Below are 18,684 nucleotides of genomic sequence, written 5' to 3'. Positions count from 1 at the left end.
TCACGAATTCGCGTCTGCGGTTACTTCGGGAGGATGACCTTGTCGATCACGTGGATCACGCCGTTCTCGGCCTCGATATCGGCGGTGACCACGCTGGCATCATTGACCATCACACCCTTGTCGAGATCAATCATCACCGCGCTGCCCTGCACGGTTGCGGCGCTCATGTCGTCAGTAAGGTCACCGGACATCACCTTGCCCGGCACCACGTGGTAGGTCAGGATCGATACCAGCTTTTCCTTGTTCTCGGGCTTCAGCAGGTCTTCGACCGTGCCTTCGGGCAGGGCAGCAAAGGCGGCATCGGTCGGGGCGAAGACGGTGAAAGGACCTTCGCCTTTCAGGGTGTCCACCAGACCGGCGGCCTTGACGGCGGCGACCAGGGTGTTGAAGTCTCCGGCGCCGACAGCGGTGTCGACGATATCCTTGGAATGACCGCCTGCGAAGGCCGCTCCGGCCATGAACAGCGTGGCTGCGGTGGTCGTCATCATCTTGCGGAACATCTTGGTCTCCTCATGTGTTTCGGTTGTGCGACACCTTTCGTCAGGCATCGTGAGACCTACGGCAGAGGGGGCGGTCCGGATGAAGCGGGTTTTCGCCGGGAGGGATTTGACAAGAAAACCGCCGGAGCTAAGCCCGGCGGCGTCATGATTTCCAATCAACAAAACGTGATCAGGATGTGAGTAATCCGTGACCCTGTTTCGGCGCGGGCCGGTTCAGTCGCCTTCGAATTCGCACAGGACGTGGACGTCCATTCCGAGATCCTCAAGCTTCTTGCGGCCGCCCAGATCGGGCAGGTCGACAATGAAGGAACAGGAGATGATTTCACCACCCAGCCGCTCGATCAGCTTGATCCCGGCGCCTGCGGTTCCGCCGGTGGCCAGCAGATCATCGACCACCAGCACCTTTTCTCCGGGCTGGATGGCATCGTCGTGGATCTCGACAATCGCTTCGCCGTATTCCAATTGGTATTCTTCGCTGATGGTGGTGCCGGGCAACTTGCCCTTCTTGCGGATCGGCACAAAGCCGACGCTTAGCTGGTGAGCGATGGCGCCACCCAGGATGAACCCGCGCGCCTCAAGACCCACGACCTTGTCGATCCGCTCACCAGCGTAGGGGTGCAGCATCTGGTCGATGGCCATACGGAACCCGCGCGGATCGGCGAACAGGGTGGTGACATCGCGGAACATGATCCCTTCGTGCGGGAAATCGACGATGGTGCGGATGTAGTCTTTGACGGCGGTTTTCTTGGGCATGGAAGGCTCCTGCTTGCGGGAACGGATGGCGCGGATGGGTGCGGCCCGGACCGGTAAAGGGGCACCGGAGCCGCCACGGGGTTTGGCCGAAGCGCGCCGCCCATGCAAGGAAAACCTTGCGATCCTGGGCCGCCCGGTGCCGTAGAGCGGCAGTGAGCGGGCCCAAGACGATTGGAGGGCGATCAGGCGCTGAGCACGCGGCCTGCCACCGCATCCAGTTTGGCCAGAACCGCAGGGTCGCGTTTTTCGGGGGCGGTCATGATGGCGTATTCAAGCGCCCGGTCGCAGCCATGCGGACAGGGCGCGCGCTCGGCGCCCAGAATGCCCGGCAGGCGACGCACGAGTTCACGCCCGTTGCTGGAGTTGCCCTGCAGCGTGGCCAGGATCTCGGTGATATCAACGGCGCCGTGGTCGGGGTGCCAGCTGTCGTAGTCGGTCACCATCGCGATGGAGGCGTAGCACAGCTCTGCTTCGCGGGCGAGTTTGGCCTCGGGCATGTTGGTCATGCCGATCACGTCGCAGCCCCAGCTTTCGCGGTACATTTTGCTTTCCGCCATCGAGGAGAACTGCGGCCCCTCCATGCAAAGATAGGTGCCGCCGCGGTGCACGGTGATCCCGGCATCGCGCGCTGCCGCCTCGGCCGCATCGCTGAGCCGCTCGCAGGTGGGGTGGGCGACGCTGACATGGGCGACGCAGCCGGTCCCGAAGAAGGATTTTTCCCGTGCAAAGGTGCGGTCGATAAACTGATCGACGATGACGAAATCGCCCGGCGCCATGTTTTCGCGAAAAGACCCGCAGGCAGAGACGGAAAACACATCTGTAACGCCCAGCCGTTTCAGCGCGTCGATATTGGCGCGGTAGGGCACTTCGGTCGGGGAATGCACATGGCCGCGCCCATGCCGCGGCAGGAAGGCCATTTTCACGCCGTCCAGCGTGCCGGTCAGAATCTGGTCCGAGGGCGTACCCCAGGGGGTTTCAACGCTGACCCACTCGGCCCCGTCCAGCCCGTCGATATCGTAGATGCCGGAGCCGCCGATGACGGCGATCATGGTGTCCTTGGTCACGTCCTATTCTCCTGCTGATGTTGCTTCTTGGGTATGCGCAAGACGGCGCCCTTTTGGCAAGCCCCGCTGTCTCACGATGCCGAAACCGGATGGGCTGGGCGCGCAGGTAACCCCGTGCGAGAGGTCAGCGCTTTGGTGTCGATGCGCGGGTCAAGGCGCTGTCCATCATGCGCCGGAAGGTGGGGCACTGACTGTGGTCCGGAGCAGTGCATTCTGCCACGTGGCGCAGCGCACGGGACAAGACACGGAGCTCTCGGATGCGCTGCTCGACCTCATCTGCGCGCGCGTGCAGTCTTTGGCGGTCCAGATCGAACCCGTCTGCATTGCCCAGCATGGCGCCTATCTCTTGCAGGCTGAACCCGGCGGCCCGTCCCATGGCAATGAGCGCGAGCCGGTCCAGAACGCTGTCGTCATACTGACGTCGCAAGCCCTTCCGGCTGTCGGCGCGGATCAGGCCGATATCTTCGTAGTATCGCAGGGCAGAGGGTTTGACGCCGCTGCACCGGGCAACCTCGGCGATGTCCAGAGATTTCATCTTGACCTCAAGCTGGCTTGAATTTGCACACCTCAGATCTCTAGCAGTTTGAGTTATGAAACAGGAGCAAATTATGGAGATGCATTGGAGCCTGATCTGGCAGGTCACTTTCGTTGGGAGCGTTGCAACTGCGCTGATTGATGTCGCAGCATGGGCGCGAGGCCGCTGGATGGGCGTGCGGGGGCCGAACTGGGGACTTGTCGCACGCTGGGTGTTGGGTCTTTTCCAAGGACGCCTGATGCTGGGCGCAGGGGGAAAGAAGATGCCCCCAAGGGGTTTTGAAACCGCGCTGGGTTGGATGTTTCACTATGCGGTGGGGGGCGCGCTAGCCTTCGGCCTGTGCGGCATAGTCGGCGCAGGATGGCTTCAGGCACCGGCCTTTGGTCTGTCGCTTGGCTACGGAGTATTGACGGTGGTCTTGCCCTTTTGCCTGTTGCAGCCCGCAATGGGTTTGGGATTTGCCGCCCGCAAGACAGCCTTTCCGTGGCGCGCTCGATTGAACAGTCTGATCACGCATGGTCTTTTTGGGTTTGGTCTGTTTTTGGGCAGTGTGCTATTGCAGGTGATTTCAGCCCGCTAACCAAAGGGCGAGAGGAGGTCAGATCGGATCACGAGCCTTGCCCCCAAGGCCAGTTTCAGCTAGGGGCGGGCCACAACGTGACCTCCTCCAACCGCAGGTATTCTTGATGAAACGCGCCGCCATGGCCCTTTTGGCCAATCGTATTTCCCCGCCGAACCTATCCATCATGCAGGACGAGGGCTGGTCCGTGGGCCGCGTGCGCACCGAGCTGTTGTCGGGGCTGACCGTGGCGTTGGCGCTGGTCCCCGAGGCGGTGGCTTTTGCCTTTGTCGCCGGGGTGCACCCGCTGGTGGGTCTTTATGCGGCCTTTATGGTGGGGTTGATCACGGCGCTGATCGGCGGACGGCCCGGCATGATCTCGGGGGCGACGGGGGCGCTTGCGGTGGTCATGGTGGCGCTGGTGGCGGAACATGGCGTCGAGTATCTTTTTGCGACCGTGGTTCTGATGGGCATCCTGCAGGTGATCGCAGGGGTGATGCATTGGGGTAAATTCATCCGTCTGGTGCCGCATCCGGTGATGCTGGGCTTTGTGAACGGTCTGGCCATCGTTATTTTCCTAGCGCAGCTCACCCAGTTCAAGGTCCCCGGCAGCGGCGGCACCGAGTGGTTGTCTGGTCTGTCGCTTTATATGATGCTGGGGCTGGTGGCCCTGACCATGGCGATTATCTGGGGCACGCCCAAGATCACCTCGGTGATCCCGGCGCCGCTGGCGGGCATTGGCATCGTGGCAATCCTCGTGATCGCATTGGGCCTTGATGTGCCGCGGGTCGGCGATCTGGCCTCGATCGAAGGCGGCTTTCCGGCCTTTCACAATCCCTTTGGTGATGGCATTGGCCTTTATGGGACTGCGCTGGCGCCGTTCAATCTGGAAACCCTTGAGATCATCCTGCCCTATGCGGTGATCCTGGCCGCCATTGGTCTGATCGAAAGCCTGCTGACGCTGAACCTGGTGGGCGAAATCACCGGCAAGCGCGGCGGTGCCAGCCAGGAGTGCATCGCGCAGGGCACCTCGAATATCGTCACCGGTTTCTTTGGCGGCATGGGCGGCTGCGCCATGATCGGCCAGTCGATGATTAACGTGAAATCGGGTGGCCGCACCCGGATTGCGGGCATCGCAGCGGCGCTGTTCCTGCTGACCTTTATCGTCGTGGCTTCGCCGCTGATCGAACAGATCCCGCTGGCGGCGCTGGTGGGGGTGATGTTCATGGTGGTGATCGGCACCTTCGCCTGGAACAGTCTCAAGATCATGACCAAGGTGCCGCTGATGGATGCTTTTGTGATCGTGCTGGTGACAGTGGTGACGGTGATGACCGACCTTGCCATCGCCGTGGTGGTGGGGGTGATCGTCTCGGCGCTGGCCTATGCCTGGAACAACGCGCGCCGCATTCACGCCCGCACCCGCGAATCCGCCAGCGACAAAGGCGCCAAGGTCTATGAAATCGAAGGACCGCTGTTCTTTGGCTCCACCGATGGCTTTATCGAGCTCTTCGACGTGGCAGGCGATCCCGAGCGTGTGATCGTCGATTTTGCCAACAGCCGGGTGGTGGACCAGTCTGCTCTGCAGGCGATCGAGGCGCTGGCCGGAAAGTACGAGGAGGAGGGCAAGACCATCGTGCTGCGTCACCTCAGCCGTGATTGCCACCAGCTCCTGTCCAAGGCCGGCCACTTGATGGTCGACAGCGACGATGACCCGGAATACGCGCTGGCGGTGGATTACTCGGTGAAGACCGGGGTTCTGGGCGGCCACTGACCGTCTGGGTCAAGTCTGGAAAATAGAATGGGGCCTCCGGATGCGGAGGCCCCTTTTTGATGTGTGGAGGGTCTGGGATAAAGAAGTCTCGGGCTCACCAAAGCAGCAGCCCCGGATCCGCCCACGCGCGGCCTGTCTGTCACGAACCCTGTCCCGCGCGACAAGCAAAATATCCGTATCCACGCCCCTGTTTGGGGCGCGGAACCTCGGCAATTTGGCTTGCACTTGGTCCGGCTTCGTGCCCGCAGGCTTGCGTCGAGGGCGGCTCCGAAGCAGCAACTTGGGCAGGTGTTAGTCGGGCGCGAGGCTTTCGAGCATATCGAGATCGCCGGACAGCAGCGCAGGCTCGGCGCGCAGGATCAGATCGACAGGCCAGTCCCACCATTTGAGGGCCAGAAGCCGCGCGATCTGGGGTTTTGAAAAGCGAAAGCGCTCGGCGCGTCCGGGATTGCCGGTGACGATGCCATAGGCCGGAACCGAGCCGCGCACCACAGCGCCTGCGCCGATGATGGCGCCATCGCCGATGCGCGCACCGGGCAGGATTATCGCGCCATAGCCGATCCAGACGTCATTACCGATCACGGTATCGCGGGTGTCGGGCTGAAAACCTGCCATCTGCGCGGGGTCGAAGACCGGAAAGGGGTAGCAGCTGAGCCCGTCCTGCCCGTGGTTGGCCGAGGCGGTGATGAAACGCGCGCCATGGGCGATCTGGCAAAAGCGTCCGATCACCAGCCTTTCGCGGGCACCGGGGAACAGGTAGGGCGCCAGATGCGACGCCCAGTCCTTTGGCGGATCGAAATCCGAGGCATAGCTGTAGTCACCCACCTGGAAATTGGGATGGTCCACCGCGCGCGACAGCATCACGGTGCCCGCATGGGGCGTGCCGTCTGGCAGGATGATCGGGTGGCGCAGGCCGGGATCGGGAAGGGGCATGATGGGGCTCAGTCGTCGGGGCGGGCCAGCGAGAAGACCTCGGTCACGCGGGAATAATCGCGGTAACCAAGGCGGGCAAGCGGTTCAAATGTGGTGACGTCGAACATGCCGTCCTTCATGCAGTCATCGCGCAGGTGCACGCCAGTCACTTCGCCAAAGGCGACGCGGTTGGAGACTCCGGGTAGCGTCACGATCTTGGTCAGCTTGCACTCCAGCGCGGCGGGGGCACCGGCAATGCGCGCGCAATTGATGGTCTGGCAATCCTCGGCGGTAAGACCCGCATGGGCGAATTCATCGACCTCTTTGCCCAAGGTCTGCGAGCTGGCATTCATCGCATCGCGCATGGCGTAGGAGACGATATTGACGCAGAAGACGCCGGTCTCCTCGATATTGGCCATGCTGTCCTTGGTGTTGTCCTGGTCTTCCTTGCTGCCGGTGGAGGCAAACATCACCTGCGGCGGCGTATAGGCGACGCCGTTGAAAAAGGAATAGGGCGCCAAGTTGTTGACACCGTCAGCCGAGCGGGACGAGATCCAGCCGATCGGGCGCGGCGTGATCACGGCGTTGAACGGGTTATGGGGCAGGCCGTGGCCGTCTTCGGGGCGGTAGAACATGCGCATCTCCAATTGTTTGCTCAATGCTTAGGCCCGTGCTAGGGCGAATTCCACCCCTTTACGGGTGATTTCGCGGAGGCGTGAGTGGCGTGATCGAACTGAAACCGGAGCAGCCGGACGACCGCTGGGAAGTGGAGGCGCTTTATGATCTTTGCTTTGCGCCGGGGCGTGAGGCGCTGTCGTCCTATCGGTTGCGCGATGAGGTTCCGCCGGTTTCGGGCCTCAGCCTTGTGGCGCGGGATGAGCAGGGCATTCTGGCCGGTGCCATCCGGTTCTGGCCGGTGCATGTGGGCACGGCAGATGCGCTGTTGCTGGGGCCGGTGGCGGTACACCCGACCCACCAGGGCGAGGGGCTTGGCGGGTCTCTGATCCGGGACAGCCTTGCGCGGGCCGCCGATTCAGGCTGGGCGCGCGTCATGCTGGTGGGCGATGCGCCCTATTACCGCCGGTTCGGGTTCGAGAAGCTTGAAGGCGTGTTGATGCCGCCGCCCACCAACCCCGACCGGGTGCTGGGACTGGCGCTGATCGCGGATGCCTGGGACGGTGTTGACGGAGATGTGACCCGCTGGACCCGCATGCAGGATTAAGCGGTCGATCCCGCTTCAACTGGGGGCCTGTTCTCTGCTATCGTAAAAGGAGGATAGGGGCTGTATCCACAGAAACCCTGCAAGCCCAGGTGATGCCACATTGAACAGATTCGCTCTGTCTGCCATTTCAAAGTCGGGGACGGGGACCGCAACCCAGGTCGCGGCACTGTGTTTTCGCATCACTAAGACCGGCAAGCCGCGGATTCTGATGATCACGTCGCGAGGAACCGGGCGCTGGATCTTGCCGAAAGGCTGGCCGATCCCGGGGCGCAGCCTGGCCGAATCCGCAGCCATCGAAGCCTGGGAGGAAGCGGGCGTGCGGGGCGTTCCGGTGGACAACTGCCTGGGCGAGTTTACCTATGACAAATGGCGCAGCGAATTATCACCTGTGCCCTGTGTCGTGCGGGTCTATCCCGTCATCGTGACGGCCTTGCAGGATGAGTTCCCCGAACGGCATCAGCGCCAGCGGGCGTGGACATCCCCGCGCAAGGCTGCGGGGTTGGTGCAGGAAAAGGCGCTGAAGAAAATTCTTACCCGGTTTGATCCTGATGGGATCGGCTCTGAACTTTTCAACTCTTGAAGTGAGGTGAGGGGAACGCGTAATGGGCAGTATCCGCTGCGAGAAACGAGATGATACAGTATAGTCTGAAATGCGCCGAGGGTCACAGCTTTGACAGCTGGTTCCAGTCGGCTGCTGCCTTTGACAAACTGGCCGCCGCCGGGATGGTGTCCTGCGCCATCTGCGGTTCGCAAAAGGTGGAGAAGGCCATTATGGCGCCGCATGTGCGTCCCGGTCGCAAGTCTGTTTCCCCCTCAACTGACCCTGATACCGCCACCGCGTCCGCGCAGGCAGGCGGAGCTTCGCCGCAGGCTTCTGTTCCTGCCCAGGTGCCGGAAGGGGCGCCAGGTGCCCTCAGCGCTCCTGCCAGCGAGCAGGAAAAGGCCCTCCGCGAGCTGCGGCGCCAGGTCGAGGAGAACTCGGACTACGTCGGAAAGGATTTCGTCTCGGAAGCGCGTGCCATGCATTTGGGCGATGCGCCCGAACGGGCCATTCACGGCGAGGCGCGGCTGGACGAGGCAAAGGCATTGATCGAGGACGGGGTGCCGGTTTTGCCGCTGCCTTTCGGTCCGACGCGAAAAACGAATTAAAGGGACAGGCATATGCACGCAGTTGTGACCGGGGCGAGCCGGGGCATTGGCCGGGAGCTGGTAAAGCAGCTCACAGAGGCCGGGCACGAGGTGACAGGCACCTCGCGGGATCATTCCTCGGGGGTGCGGCTTGATGTCTGCGATTCCGGCCAGCAGGCGAGATTTGCCGCCCACCTGGGCGACAAACCGGTTGATCTTCTGGTCTGCAACGCTGGCGTCTATATCGACAAGGGCATGGCGCTGGAGGATTACACCACCGAGGTCTGGAGCAAGTCCCTGGCGGTGAATGTCACCGGCGTGTTCCTGACTGTGCAGGCGCTGCTGCCGAACCTGCGCCTGTCGGATAACCCGAAAATCGCGATCATTTCTTCCCAGATGGCCAGCCATGCCCGCGCCCCGGGGGGCAGCTATGCCTATCGCGCCTCAAAGGCGGCGGCGCTGAACATCGGGCGCAATCTGGCGACGGATTTGAAACCTGAAGGTATTTCGGTCGGGATCTATCATCCCGGCTGGGTGCGCACCGATATGGGCGGCAGCGAAGGGGATATCTCGGTCCAGGAATCGGCGGCTGGGTTGATGCATGAATTCGACGTGCTGACACTGCAGACGACGGGCTGCTTTCACACCTGGGATGGCCGTATCCACGCCTTCTGAGCCGAACCAACGCGTGTCGCCAAATGAAAACGCCAGAGCGGTCAGGCTCTGGCGTTTTGCTTTATGTGCAGGTCTGTTCTACGTCGTTACTCCCAGCAGCTGACCAGAACGGTCATGCCGCTGGCGTGGCGTACCAGTGCCTCGTTCGACAGGGGCGCGGCACCGGCGGATTGATCGGCACTGGCGATCCCTGCAGCCGTGATTGCATTGCGCAGCGCGGTGGCATTGATGCCAAAGCTGACACCTTCGGGCAGTTGGCGGCCCTTGATTTCGCGCGGCAGCAGCATGCCCAGAACCGCACCAGAGGCATCCAGCACCGGACCACCCGCATCGCCGGGCTGGGCTGCGAGATCCAAGCGGATCACGCCGTTGTTGCCATCAAGGCTTTTGATATCGGCCAGGGTGCCGAAGGTCAGGCTGGGGGCGCCCAGAATGCCCTCGTAGGAGAAACCCGATACGGCGATCTCGGATTGCAGGCGCGGCGTCTGGGTGGTGAACCCAGCAACGGCCATCGGGGCCAGGTTCTGGACAGGCTGCAGGATCGCGAGGCCATCCTCGGCATTGTTTGCGGCGACGGTTGCCTGATAGCCATGGTCCAGCGTGATCCGGCTGCAGCCTGCAACCACATCCGAGGTCGTCACCACGGCGCCGTTCTGGTCGACAAAGAAACCGGTCCGGGACAGGCGGGGCTTGCGCACTTCCAGACCGGACACCAGATCGACGCTCTGGCGCACATCGCTGCCTGCGGCGGCGTCCAGCACCCCGTCAAGCCGCTGGAAACTGTTCTGCATGGCGGCCAGCACCCGGGCACGGCGGTCCTCATCCCCGGTCGGCCAGATCAGGGTGAAGCCCTTGATCTCACCATTCTGCAGTCTGGCCTCGGTATGAGAGACGATCTGCCCGTTGCTGCCTTCGATGGTGAAACTGTCGTTGCCGCGCTGCCGGGGGCCGTCCAGAGGGACGATCTCAAGCGTCTGCATGATGTCATAAAGACCGAACAGCGTGTTCTTGTCGCCGCGCTGGCTGATCATCAGCACGCGCACGCCCAAAGAGCCGCGGCTGTCGTAATGGGCAAAGGGCGATTCATAGCGGGAGAAGGCGACTTCACCAGCGGGAATATCCATCGAGATCCCGGCGCCGGTATCGATGACATTGGCCATGCCGACGGAAATCAGCGGCGCGTTGTAATCATCCAGCAGAACCTGACGCTGTGCGGTGGTCAGAACGCCGGTGGGCTCAAAACCCTTGAAGGACTGCCAGTCCGACATGGACCGGCGCGTGCCGCGGCCAAAGGCGCCGTCGATCGCAGCACCATAGAAACCGGCGGCTTTCAGGGCGATCTGAAGCTCCTCGCGCTCTTCTCGGGTCAGAAGGCGTTCGCTGCGGCGGGCCTCGGCCGGGGTTTCATCGGGCAGGGTGAATTGCGGCTGCGATTCAACAACAGGTTCGGACGCCTGCGGCACGGCCGGAGCCGTCGCGGTGGCCTGATCCTGTGCGCCGACCGGATAGAACTGATTGCGTAGGTTGGCCTGGAAGGCGATGAAGCTGTCGCGGGGGATTTGCCCCTCGCTGCGGTAGACCTGCAGGACCCGTTCGGCATCCTGGCGGGTATAGGGGCCAAGAACGATGCCGTACCAACCTGCGCCAAGGGTGAAACCGGCCACATCGGGCAGTCGCGCGGCATAGCTCTGCGCTTCCTGCTGGGCATCAGCCAGCGACGGGCGGGCCGCGATCTGGATCCAGACGGTCTCCTGTCCGGCTTGTTGCGCCTGTGCTGGGCCAGCCAGAGCAAATGCAAACATATTGAGCGCCAGCAGCAGGGCGGTGACTATTCTTTTCATTACAGGACCTCTATCCCGATGGGGCAATTTGTTGTTGCGCAGATAAGCATTTTGATGGGGTAAAGAAAACTCCTGCAGAAGGGGGAATTCGTGCCTTGATGCAGCAAACCATCACCTTTGCCGCAGCCAGAGGCGCAAAGCATCCCTTACCTTGCCGTTCAAAGGCGACTAGCCGTTGACCCCCGGCGGGGGCTTGCATAGGAAGAACCCCGCATTTGCTGCCCTATTGAGATGTCCCAGAGAGGGATCTGATATGACCCAGACCACCAGCGGCGCCGCCGCCACCACTGCCTCCACCGACGCGCCGCGCTCGTTTCAGGAAATCATCCTGCGGCTGCAGGCCTACTGGGCATCCAAGGGCTGCGCCATCATGCAGCCCTATGACATGGAGGTCGGCGCCGGCACCTTCCACCCGGCCACGACGCTGCGCTCGCTAGGCTCGGCGCCCTGGGCTGCGGCCTATGTGCAGCCTTCGCGCCGCCCCACCGATGGCCGCTATGGTGAAAACCCCAACCGCCTGCAGCATTACTACCAGTATCAGGTGCTGATCAAACCCAGCCCGCCGAACCTGCAGGAGCTTTATCTCGGCAGCCTTGAGGCGATCGGCATCGACATGGAGTTGCACGACATCCGGTTCGTCGAGGACGACTGGGAAAGCCCGACCCTGGGTGCCTGGGGGCTTGGCTGGGAAGTTTGGTGCGATGGCATGGAAGTCAGTCAGTTCACCTATTTTCAGCAGGTCGGCGGTCATGACTGCGCGCCGGTGTCGGGTGAGCTGACATACGGTCTGGAGCGTCTGGCGATGTATGTTCTGGGTATCGACCACGTGATGGACATGCCTTTCAATGATCCGAATGCGCCGATCCCGCTGACCTATGGCGATGTGTTCAAGCAGACCGAAGAGGAATACGCCCGCTGGAACTTCGACGTGGCCAACACCGAGGTTCTGCTGCGCCATTTCGAAGAGGCCGAGGCGGAGTGCAACACGATCCTGTCGCAGGCGCATGACGACCCAAAGACCGGCAAGCGCATCATCATGGCGCATCCGGCCTATGATCAATGCATCAAGGCGAGCCATATCTTTAACCTGCTGGATGCGCGCGGGGTGATTTCGGTTACCGAACGTCAGGCCTATATCGGCCGGGTTCGGGCGCTGGCCAAGCAATGCGCCGATGCCTTTGTGCAGACAGCCGCTGGCGGACAGGCCGCCTGAAGGGGACAGACGCCATGCTGGGCAAGGTTCTTGCGATCATTCTTGGACTGTCCGCGCTCGTCGCGGGCGGCGCCATGTACTATCTTCAGGTCTATGGCTTCTATGAAGAGGTCGCGCCGCAACCGGGCCGCGACGTGGTGCTGTTGCCACGTGATGGCAGCGAGCCGCGCCCGATCGCCTATGATGATTTCCAGGCCATCGACGCGGACAGCTCTCCGATCCGCTACCGGGCCTGCTTCACGACCGATTTGACGCGGCAGGATCTGGCAGCGGAATTCACCCCCTCCAAGCAGACCGTGCCGCGCAATGCGCCGGGCTGGTTCGACTGTTTCGACGCCGAAGCGCTGGGCACGGCGCTTGAGGAAGGTACTGCCACCGCTTTCGTTTCAGTGAAGAACATTTCCTATGGTGTCGATCGCATCGTGGCGATCACCGATCAGGGACAGGGCTTTGTCTGGCACGATATGAACGATTGCGGCAAACAGACCTATGATGGCACCTCTGTGGTGGAGGGCGCCTGCCCAGAGCGGGACGAGTAAACCATCTGTCAGCCCATCCGGGGCTGCTGCACTGACTGAAGATTTTTCGCGCCACCGGCGCATCTACCCCCGAGGACCTGGAATGCCCGATCTGCTGATTGAACTGTTTTCCGAAGAAATCCCGGCCCGTATGCAGGCGCGTGCGGCGGCGGATCTGAAAAAACGGATGACCGACGGTCTGGTCGAGGCCGGTCTGACCTATGCCGCGGCCCATGCCCTGTCGACACCGCGCCGTCTGACCCTTGCTGTCGATGGTCTGCTGGCCGAAAGCCCCACCCTGCGCGAAGAGCGCAAGGGCCCCAAGGTCGGCGCGCCGGACAAGGCCGTCGAAGGCTTCCTGCGTGGCGCCGGAATTTCCCGTGATCAGCTGGAAGAGCGCGAGACGCCAAAGGGCGCCGTCTATTTCGCCACTATCGAAAAACCCGGTCGCCCGGCGGCAGAGATCATCGCCGAGGTGCTGGAGACGACGATCCGCAACTTCCCCTGGCCGAAATCCATGCGCTGGGGCGCTGGTTCCTTGCGCTGGGTGCGTCCGCTGCAATCGATCCTCTGCATCCTGTCGGATGAGGGCGGCGCCGAGCTGGTGCCGTTTGAAATCGAAGGCCTGAAGGCGGGCGACAGCACCCGGGGCCACCGCTTCATGGCGCCGGACAGCTTTACCGTCACCGGTTTTGAGGACTATTCCGCCAAGCTCAAGCGCGCTTACGTGATCTTGCACCCGGCAGAACGCGAGGCAGCGATCTGGCATGATGCTACCAACCAAGCCTTCGCTGGTGGTCTTGAGGTGGTCGAGGACAAGGGGCTGTTGACCGAAGTCGCGGGTCTTGTGGAATGGCCAGTGGTCCTGATGGGCAAGATCGACGACGATTTTCTGGAGCTGCCGCCCGAGGTGTTGCAGACCTCGATGAAGGAGCACCAGAAGTTCTTCTCGGTCCGCAATCCAAAGACGGGCCGGATCGAAGGCTTTGTTACCGTTGCCAACCGCGAAACCGCCGATCACGGCGCCACCATTCTGGCGGGCAACCAGAAGGTTCTGTCGGCGCGTCTGGCCGATGCGAAATTCTTCTGGGAGAACGATCTGCGCGTGGCCAAAGAGGGTATGTCCTCCTGGACCGAGGCGCTGTCGAACGTAACCTTCCACAACAAGCTGGGCACCCAGGCCGAGCGGATTGAGCGGATTGCCGCGCTTGCCCGCGAGCTGGCACCGGTGCTGGGCGCCGATCCGGACCTGGCCGAACAGGCGGCCCGCGTGGCTAAGGCGGATCTGTCGTCGGAAATGGTCTATGAATTCCCTGAGCTTCAGGGCCTGATGGGCCGCTATTACGCCGAGGCCGCGGGTCTGCCGCAAGAGGTAGCCAATGCCTGCGAGCAGCACTATTCGCCGCTTGGCCCGTCGGATGATGTGCCGAGTGAGAAGATCTCGGTCACGGTGGCGCTGGCAGACAAGCTGGACACGCTGACCGGTTTCTGGGCCATCGATGAAAAACCCACCGGATCGAAAGACCCCTTTGCCCTGCGCCGCGCGGCCCTGGGGGTGATCCGGCTGGTACTGGAAAACGACATCCGCACGCCGCTGGACCAACATATCGACACCCATCTGCTGCGCCACGAGCTGGAACAGAACGGCGATGACGCTGTATCGGCCGGGCTGATGCGCGACATGATCAAGGAAATCGCCGAACATGGCGTCTTCGGCTCCGCGGTGCGCACGGTTCTGGATGCCTTTGACGGCGATCTGCCCAAGCATATGGAAGAGCTGAAGGATAGTCTGCCGGATGTGTCGCGCGATCTGCTGACCTTCTTCCATGACCGGCTGAAGGTGTTCCTGCGTGATCAGGGTATCCGTCACGATGTGATCGATGCCTGTATTGCCATGGACGGCAACGACGATCTGACACTGCTGGTAAAACGCGCCCGGGCGCTGGAAGCCTTCCTCAAGACCGAGGATGGCGAGAACCTGCTGCAGGGCTTCAAACGCGCCAACAACATCCTGTCCCAGGCCGAAGAGAAGGACGGGGTCGAATACTCCTTTGGCGCCGACAAGAAATTCGCCGAGGACGACAGCGAGATTGCGCTGTTCGATGCGCTTGAACTGGGCGAGGGGGCGATCTCCTCGGCCATCGAGGCCGAAGATTTTGCGGCCGCCATGGGCGGCATGGCGGCGCTGCGGGCGCCGATCGACGCCTTCTTCGAGGCGGTGCAGGTCAATTCGGACAAGGAAATCGTGCGCCGTAACCGGCTGAACCTGCTGCACCAGATCCGCGCGGTCTGTGGCCAGGTGGCTGACCTGACCCGCCTGGAAGGCTGAACGGCATCCCGAGCTTCAGGCCCGGATAAAACTATAGTAAACGCCGCGCTGATTGCGCGGCGTTTTTCGTTGGACGCGGCAGGGCCTTCGCAGGGCACCCGGCTCGGCGTGGATAACGTCAGGAAAATATGGCGTTGCATGGGCTTCTCTTCTGTTCTCCTCTTGCAGGAGCGCAAAGGCGGCTTATGCTGCTAGGAAACTGTGAGTGCCGCAGTGCAGAAAGTTCAGGATAGACAATGCCCGATGCGCCCCTGGCCACGCTGATCACCCAGACAGCCCCAATTGCGACCTCCAGCCATGGCGGGCGCGCCAAATGTCTGCAGCGCTTGGTCCGGCTGGATCTGCCGGTGCCGCGCACCGTTGCTCTGTCTTTTGATGCGGTGCACGAAATCGCCGCGGGAGATATGCCGGATATCAGCGCCATCCTGTCGGAGTTTCCAACCGATGCGCTGCTCTGCGTACGGCCCTCATCCGAAGATCCGGATTGGGGCGGGCCGGGTGCGATCCTCAACATCGGTATGAACGAGGACCGCTGCAAAGGGCTGTGCAATCGGCTTGGAGAAGAGGCAGCGGCGGGTCTGTATTTGCGGTTCGTGCAATCCTATGCGGTGCATGTGGCGCGGCTGGACCCGGACGCCTTTGACGATGTCGAGGACGGCGGCCCGGATGCGCTGCGCGAAACGCTGATGGCCTATGAGGCGGAGACAGATGAGCCCTTCCCGCAGGATCCGGCTGAGCAACTGGCGGCCGTTTTGCGCTCGATGGCGCGCGCCTGGGAAGGCACCTCGGCACGGCTGTTGCGCCAGGCCAAGGGCGCTCCGGCGGATGCTGGACTGGGTCTTGTGGTGCAGGAGATGATTCCGGGGCTGGGGCAGGGGGAATGCGGCTCTGGCGTGTTGCAGCTGGTCGACAGCCGCACCGGTAAGCCGCAGCTGACCGGCCGTTACCTGAGCCAGTCGCAGGGCCGCGAGGCGCTGGGCGCCGGGGCGCGCGCGCTGTTTCTGGAAAAGGACGCCCGGGGCCCCTCGCTTGAGGAACTGGCGCCCACGGCCTTTGCCGATCTGAAATCCTATGCCGGATTGATGCGGCGTCGGCTGCGCGAAGAAATGCAGGTGGAATTCGTCATTCAGGACGACGACGTGCATATTCTGGACGGGGTGCGGGTGGCACGCTCGGCGCAGGCGGCAGTACGGATCGCGGTAGCGCTGGCGCAGGATGGTATTATTCCCCCGCACGAGGCGGTGATGCGGGTCGACGCCCATGCCCTGAACGAGCTTTTGCACCGGCAGGTACTGCCAACGGCCGAACGGGATGTGATTGGTGCCGGGATCGCGGCCAGTCCAGGCGCGGCGACAGGCAGGCTCGTGTTCACGGCGGCCGAAGCACAGGCCAGCGCCGCGCGCGGTGAGCCATGTATTCTGGTGCGGCGTGAAACCTCGCCAGAAGATGTTCGCGGCATGCATGCGGCCGTCGCAGTGCTGACCGAACGGGGCGGCATGACCAGCCACGCCGCGGTGATCGGTCGGGGGCTGGGGGTGCCGTGTATCGTTGGCGCCTCGAACATGAAGTTCCTGACCAAGCAAAAGCAGCTGGTGGCCACGGACGGCCGGGTCTTCAAGGCCGGTGACACCGTCACCATCGATGGCAGCAACGGTCAGGTTTTGGCCGGTGAGCCGGAAATGCTGGAAGCGGCGCAGGACGATGCCTTCCAGACCCTTCTGACCTGGGCGGACGAGGCGCGCGACATGGGAATTCGCGCAAATGCGGATACGCCTGCCGACGCTCAGACAGCGCGCAACTTCAAGGCCGAAGGCATCGGGCTGTGCCGGACCGAGCATATGTTCTTTGATCCCGGTCGGCTGACCGTGATGCGCGAGATGATCTTTGCCGAGACCTCTTCGGGGCGGGCGGCGGTTCTGGCCCGACTGCTGCCGATGCAGCGGGACGATTTCCGCGAACTGTTCCGGATTATGGAGGGGCTGCCGGTCTGTATCCGGCTGTTCGATCCGCCCTTGCACGAATTCCTGCCCACATCGCTGTCCGGTCAGCGTGAGCTGTCCGAGGCGCTGGGCATTCCCGTCAGCGATGTCACCCGGCGGGTGGAGGAACTGCACGAGTACAATCCGATGCTGGGTCTGCGCGGTGTACGGCTGGGGGTCACGGTGCCGGAAATCTACGATATGCAGGCCCGCGCCATTTTTGAGGCCACGCTTGAGGCCTCCAAGGACGGGGCTCCCGTGGTGCCGGAAATCATGATTCCACTGGTTTCGGCCAAACGCGAGGTGGAACTGGTCAAGGCGCGCATCGATGCGGTGGCCTCGGCCGTCAGCGCCGAGCGCGGTCAGAAGTTCGATTACCGTCTGGGCGTCATGGTCGAAACGCCGCGCGCCGCCCTGCGCGCTGAAGAGATCGCGCCGCATACGGCGTTTCTCAGCTTCGGAACCAACGACCTGACGCAGATGGCCTATGGTCTGTCGCGCGATGATGCGGGCCGTTTCATGTCAAACTACGTGCAGCAGGGCGTCTTCCCAGAGGATCCGTTCCACGTTCTGGACGTGGACGGGGTCGGAGAATTGCTGAAACTTGGTGCGCAGCGGGGTCGCACGGGGCGCGCAGATATCACCCTGTCGATCTGCGGTGAACACGGCGGCAACCCCGAATCGATTGCCTTTTGCCGTGAGGCGGGCTTTGATTACGTGTCTTGCTCTCCGTTCCGCGTTCCGGTGGTGCGTCTGGCTGCGGCGCAGCTGGCGATTGGAGAGAAGATCGGCAAGGCCGCCCCAACCTACGTAAAGACTTAATAAAATTCGATTTCAGACAGCTTTGGCTGGGTCCATCTAGGCGGTTCCCTACTGGGCGCACAGGGACCTGACCATTCGTATAGGTGGACGATCTGCGGATATTCGTTTAGAGCCTGCCACCGCGCAACCTGGGGAGGCCGTGCGCGAGCTGACAAACGAGGATCTGTAGATGAAACTCCTGACGCTGGCTGCCACTCTGGCGGCCCTGACGGTCACGTCACCCATGGCCCATGCCGAGACTGGCCTGAAGTCTCTGTTCGAACGCGAACAGTCCACCCTGAACGCCGTGCCCACACGCCGCCTGAACGGATTTTTCGGGTTCAAACGTACCCCATCCAAGCCGGATGTAAAGGACCTGCGGTTCACCCGTGCATGGCTCGACGAACAACCCAAGGCGACTGGCGGCGAAAACTTTGCTTGCCTCGCAGAGGCGCTCTATTTCGAGGCGCGCGGTGAAACCGTCAAGGGCCAGTTCGCTGTCGCCGAGGTGATCCGCAACCGGGTCGAAAGCAGCCAATTCCCCGGCAGTTTCTGCGGCGTGATCAATCAGGGAACCGGCCGCCGCTACCAGTGCCAGTTCACCTATACCTGCGATGGCCACAAAGAGGTCATTCGCGAAAAACGCGCCTTTGAACGCGTGGCCAAGGTGGCCCGTCTGGTTCTTGACGGTGTTGATACCGGCCTGACCAAGGGTGCCACCTATTACCACACCACCGCAGTGCGCCCGCGCTGGAGCAGCCATTTCACCAAAACCGCACGGATTGGCGTACACCAGTTCTACCGTGACGACCGGTTCCGCACCGCTTCCAGCGAGTGATAGGGCCGCAAGGGTGATTGCACCGGCCGGATCGCCGTAAAGGCGG

General features: G+C 62.4%; 18 protein-coding genes. 11 read left to right on the top strand and 7 right to left on the bottom strand.

All coding sequences use genetic code 11. The features are described 5' to 3' along the window. Window positions 1-20 precede the first annotated feature (20 nt). From AC5SSZ_RS17680 to AC5SSZ_RS17665, 4 genes are all read right to left on the bottom strand, one after another. Window positions 21-500, bottom strand: a complete 480-nt coding sequence (locus AC5SSZ_RS17680; protein ID WP_274827765.1) for a fasciclin domain-containing protein — start codon at window positions 498-500, stop codon at window positions 21-23. A 213-nt stretch (window positions 501-713) separates the two neighbouring features. Then, window positions 714-1,253 carry an adenine phosphoribosyltransferase gene (locus tag AC5SSZ_RS17675; RefSeq protein ID WP_065272715.1) on the bottom strand — a complete coding sequence of 180 codons (540 nt, stop codon included), beginning with the start codon at window positions 1,251-1,253 and terminating at the stop codon, window positions 714-716. A 182-nt stretch (window positions 1,254-1,435) separates the two neighbouring features. Then, window positions 1,436-2,302, bottom strand: coding sequence for an S-methyl-5'-thioadenosine phosphorylase (locus AC5SSZ_RS17670; protein ID WP_495440313.1), 867 nt, complete (start codon window positions 2,300-2,302; stop codon window positions 1,436-1,438). Window positions 2,303-2,441: 139 nt separating this feature from the next. Continuing rightward, a complete protein-coding gene (locus AC5SSZ_RS17665; RefSeq protein WP_347508399.1) occupies window positions 2,442-2,852 on the bottom strand; it encodes a helix-turn-helix domain-containing protein in 411 nt (136 codons plus the stop codon). 55 nt (window positions 2,853-2,907) lie between these two features. Here AC5SSZ_RS17665 and AC5SSZ_RS17660 point away from each other — a divergent pair, with 55 nt between their 5' ends. Beyond that, window positions 2,908-3,432: a DUF2938 family protein gene (locus AC5SSZ_RS17660; protein ID WP_495439138.1), complete on the top strand. Its 525-nt coding sequence runs from the start codon at window positions 2,908-2,910 to the stop codon at window positions 3,430-3,432. Between the two features lie 106 nt (window positions 3,433-3,538). After that, entirely contained in the window at window positions 3,539-5,182 is a 1,644-nt protein-coding gene (locus tag AC5SSZ_RS17655; RefSeq protein WP_274827768.1) for a SulP family inorganic anion transporter, read from the top strand. 291 nt (window positions 5,183-5,473) lie between these two features. On the opposite strand, the gene AC5SSZ_RS17650 is transcribed toward AC5SSZ_RS17655, so the two are convergent. Both AC5SSZ_RS17650 and AC5SSZ_RS17645 read right to left on the bottom strand, forming a co-directional pair. Further along, a complete protein-coding gene (locus AC5SSZ_RS17650) occupies window positions 5,474-6,115 on the bottom strand; it encodes a CatB-related O-acetyltransferase (RefSeq protein WP_065272718.1) in 642 nt (213 codons plus the stop codon). An 8-nt stretch (window positions 6,116-6,123) separates the two neighbouring features. Then, the gene (locus AC5SSZ_RS17645) at window positions 6,124-6,729 is read right to left on the bottom strand and encodes a flavin reductase family protein (RefSeq protein ID WP_065273736.1); all 606 of its coding nucleotides are present in this window, start codon (window positions 6,727-6,729) and stop codon (window positions 6,124-6,126) included. 89 nt (window positions 6,730-6,818) lie between these two features. On the opposite strand from AC5SSZ_RS17645, the gene AC5SSZ_RS17640 reads away from it, so the two are divergent. The 4 genes from AC5SSZ_RS17640 (at window position 6,819) to AC5SSZ_RS17625 (ending at window position 9,119) form a co-directional block, all read left to right on the top strand. Continuing rightward, window positions 6,819-7,316, top strand: coding sequence for a GNAT family N-acetyltransferase (locus AC5SSZ_RS17640; RefSeq protein WP_495439137.1), 498 nt, complete (start codon window positions 6,819-6,821; stop codon window positions 7,314-7,316). Between the two features lie 100 nt (window positions 7,317-7,416). Next, on the top strand, window positions 7,417-7,896 hold the full coding sequence (locus AC5SSZ_RS17635; RefSeq protein WP_495439135.1) for an NUDIX hydrolase: 480 nt from the start codon (window positions 7,417-7,419) through the stop codon (window positions 7,894-7,896). 50 nt (window positions 7,897-7,946) lie between these two features. Beyond that, window positions 7,947-8,465, top strand: coding sequence for a DUF1178 family protein (locus AC5SSZ_RS17630; protein ID WP_274834482.1), 519 nt, complete (start codon window positions 7,947-7,949; stop codon window positions 8,463-8,465). A gap of 12 nt (window positions 8,466-8,477) precedes the next feature. Then, window positions 8,478-9,119, top strand: coding sequence for an SDR family oxidoreductase (locus tag AC5SSZ_RS17625; protein ID WP_274827773.1), 642 nt, complete (start codon window positions 8,478-8,480; stop codon window positions 9,117-9,119). 86 nt (window positions 9,120-9,205) lie between these two features. Here AC5SSZ_RS17625 and AC5SSZ_RS17620 read toward each other — a convergent pair whose 3' ends face one another. Further along, the gene (locus AC5SSZ_RS17620; RefSeq protein WP_495439132.1) at window positions 9,206-10,960 is read right to left on the bottom strand and encodes a trypsin-like peptidase domain-containing protein; all 1,755 of its coding nucleotides are present in this window, start codon (window positions 10,958-10,960) and stop codon (window positions 9,206-9,208) included. A 253-nt stretch (window positions 10,961-11,213) separates the two neighbouring features. Here AC5SSZ_RS17620 and AC5SSZ_RS17615 point away from each other — a divergent pair, with 253 nt between their 5' ends. From AC5SSZ_RS17615 to AC5SSZ_RS17595, 5 genes are all read left to right on the top strand, one after another. Further along, window positions 11,214-12,173, top strand: coding sequence for a glycine--tRNA ligase subunit alpha (locus AC5SSZ_RS17615; protein WP_065272723.1), 960 nt, complete (start codon window positions 11,214-11,216; stop codon window positions 12,171-12,173). Between the two features lie 14 nt (window positions 12,174-12,187). Further along, entirely contained in the window at window positions 12,188-12,712 is a 525-nt protein-coding gene (locus AC5SSZ_RS17610) for a DUF6446 family protein (RefSeq protein ID WP_495439130.1), read from the top strand. A gap of 82 nt (window positions 12,713-12,794) precedes the next feature. After that, window positions 12,795-15,020, top strand: a complete 2,226-nt coding sequence (gene glyS / locus AC5SSZ_RS17605; RefSeq protein ID WP_495439128.1) for a glycine--tRNA ligase subunit beta — start codon at window positions 12,795-12,797, stop codon at window positions 15,018-15,020. Window positions 15,021-15,256: 236 nt separating this feature from the next. Further along, on the top strand, window positions 15,257-17,821 hold the full coding sequence (locus AC5SSZ_RS17600; RefSeq protein WP_065272726.1) for a putative PEP-binding protein: 2,565 nt from the start codon (window positions 15,257-15,259) through the stop codon (window positions 17,819-17,821). 169 nt (window positions 17,822-17,990) lie between these two features. After that, entirely contained in the window at window positions 17,991-18,638 is a 648-nt protein-coding gene (locus AC5SSZ_RS17595; protein ID WP_065272727.1) for a cell wall hydrolase, read from the top strand. Window positions 18,639-18,684: the final 46 nt, after the last annotated feature.

This window comes from Phaeobacter sp. CC-HEC084 (assembly GCF_059429255.1).
This window is presented reverse-complemented; position numbering and strand designations above follow the sequence as displayed.

Bases quoted from the DNA above. Each gene is read 5' to 3' on its own strand.
- AC5SSZ_RS17680 (WP_274827765.1), bottom strand. From the start codon at position 500: ATGTTCCGCAAGATGATGACGACCACCGCAGCCACGCTGTTCATGGCC.
- AC5SSZ_RS17675 (WP_065272715.1), bottom strand. From the start codon at position 1,253: ATGCCCAAGAAAACCGCCGTCAAAGACTACATCCGCACCATCGTCGAT.
- AC5SSZ_RS17670 (WP_495440313.1), bottom strand. From the start codon at position 2,302: ATGATCGCCGTCATCGGCGGCTCCGGCATCTACGATATCGACGGGCTG.
- AC5SSZ_RS17665 (WP_347508399.1), bottom strand. From the start codon at position 2,852: ATGAAATCTCTGGACATCGCCGAGGTTGCCCGGTGCAGCGGCGTCAAA.
- AC5SSZ_RS17660 (WP_495439138.1), top strand. From the start codon at position 2,908: ATGAAACAGGAGCAAATTATGGAGATGCATTGGAGCCTGATCTGGCAG.
- AC5SSZ_RS17655 (WP_274827768.1), top strand. From the start codon at position 3,539: ATGAAACGCGCCGCCATGGCCCTTTTGGCCAATCGTATTTCCCCGCCG.
- AC5SSZ_RS17650 (WP_065272718.1), bottom strand. From the start codon at position 6,115: ATGCCCCTTCCCGATCCCGGCCTGCGCCACCCGATCATCCTGCCAGAC.
- AC5SSZ_RS17645 (WP_065273736.1), bottom strand. From the start codon at position 6,729: ATGTTCTACCGCCCCGAAGACGGCCACGGCCTGCCCCATAACCCGTTC.
- AC5SSZ_RS17630 (WP_274834482.1), top strand. From the start codon at position 7,947: ATGATACAGTATAGTCTGAAATGCGCCGAGGGTCACAGCTTTGACAGC.
- AC5SSZ_RS17625 (WP_274827773.1), top strand. From the start codon at position 8,478: ATGCACGCAGTTGTGACCGGGGCGAGCCGGGGCATTGGCCGGGAGCTG.
- AC5SSZ_RS17620 (WP_495439132.1), bottom strand. From the start codon at position 10,960: ATGAAAAGAATAGTCACCGCCCTGCTGCTGGCGCTCAATATGTTTGCA.
- AC5SSZ_RS17615 (WP_065272723.1), top strand. From the start codon at position 11,214: ATGACCCAGACCACCAGCGGCGCCGCCGCCACCACTGCCTCCACCGAC.
- AC5SSZ_RS17610 (WP_495439130.1), top strand. From the start codon at position 12,188: ATGCTGGGCAAGGTTCTTGCGATCATTCTTGGACTGTCCGCGCTCGTC.
- glyS (WP_495439128.1), top strand. From the start codon at position 12,795: ATGCCCGATCTGCTGATTGAACTGTTTTCCGAAGAAATCCCGGCCCGT.
- AC5SSZ_RS17600 (WP_065272726.1), top strand. From the start codon at position 15,257: ATGCCCGATGCGCCCCTGGCCACGCTGATCACCCAGACAGCCCCAATT.
- AC5SSZ_RS17595 (WP_065272727.1), top strand. From the start codon at position 17,991: ATGAAACTCCTGACGCTGGCTGCCACTCTGGCGGCCCTGACGGTCACG.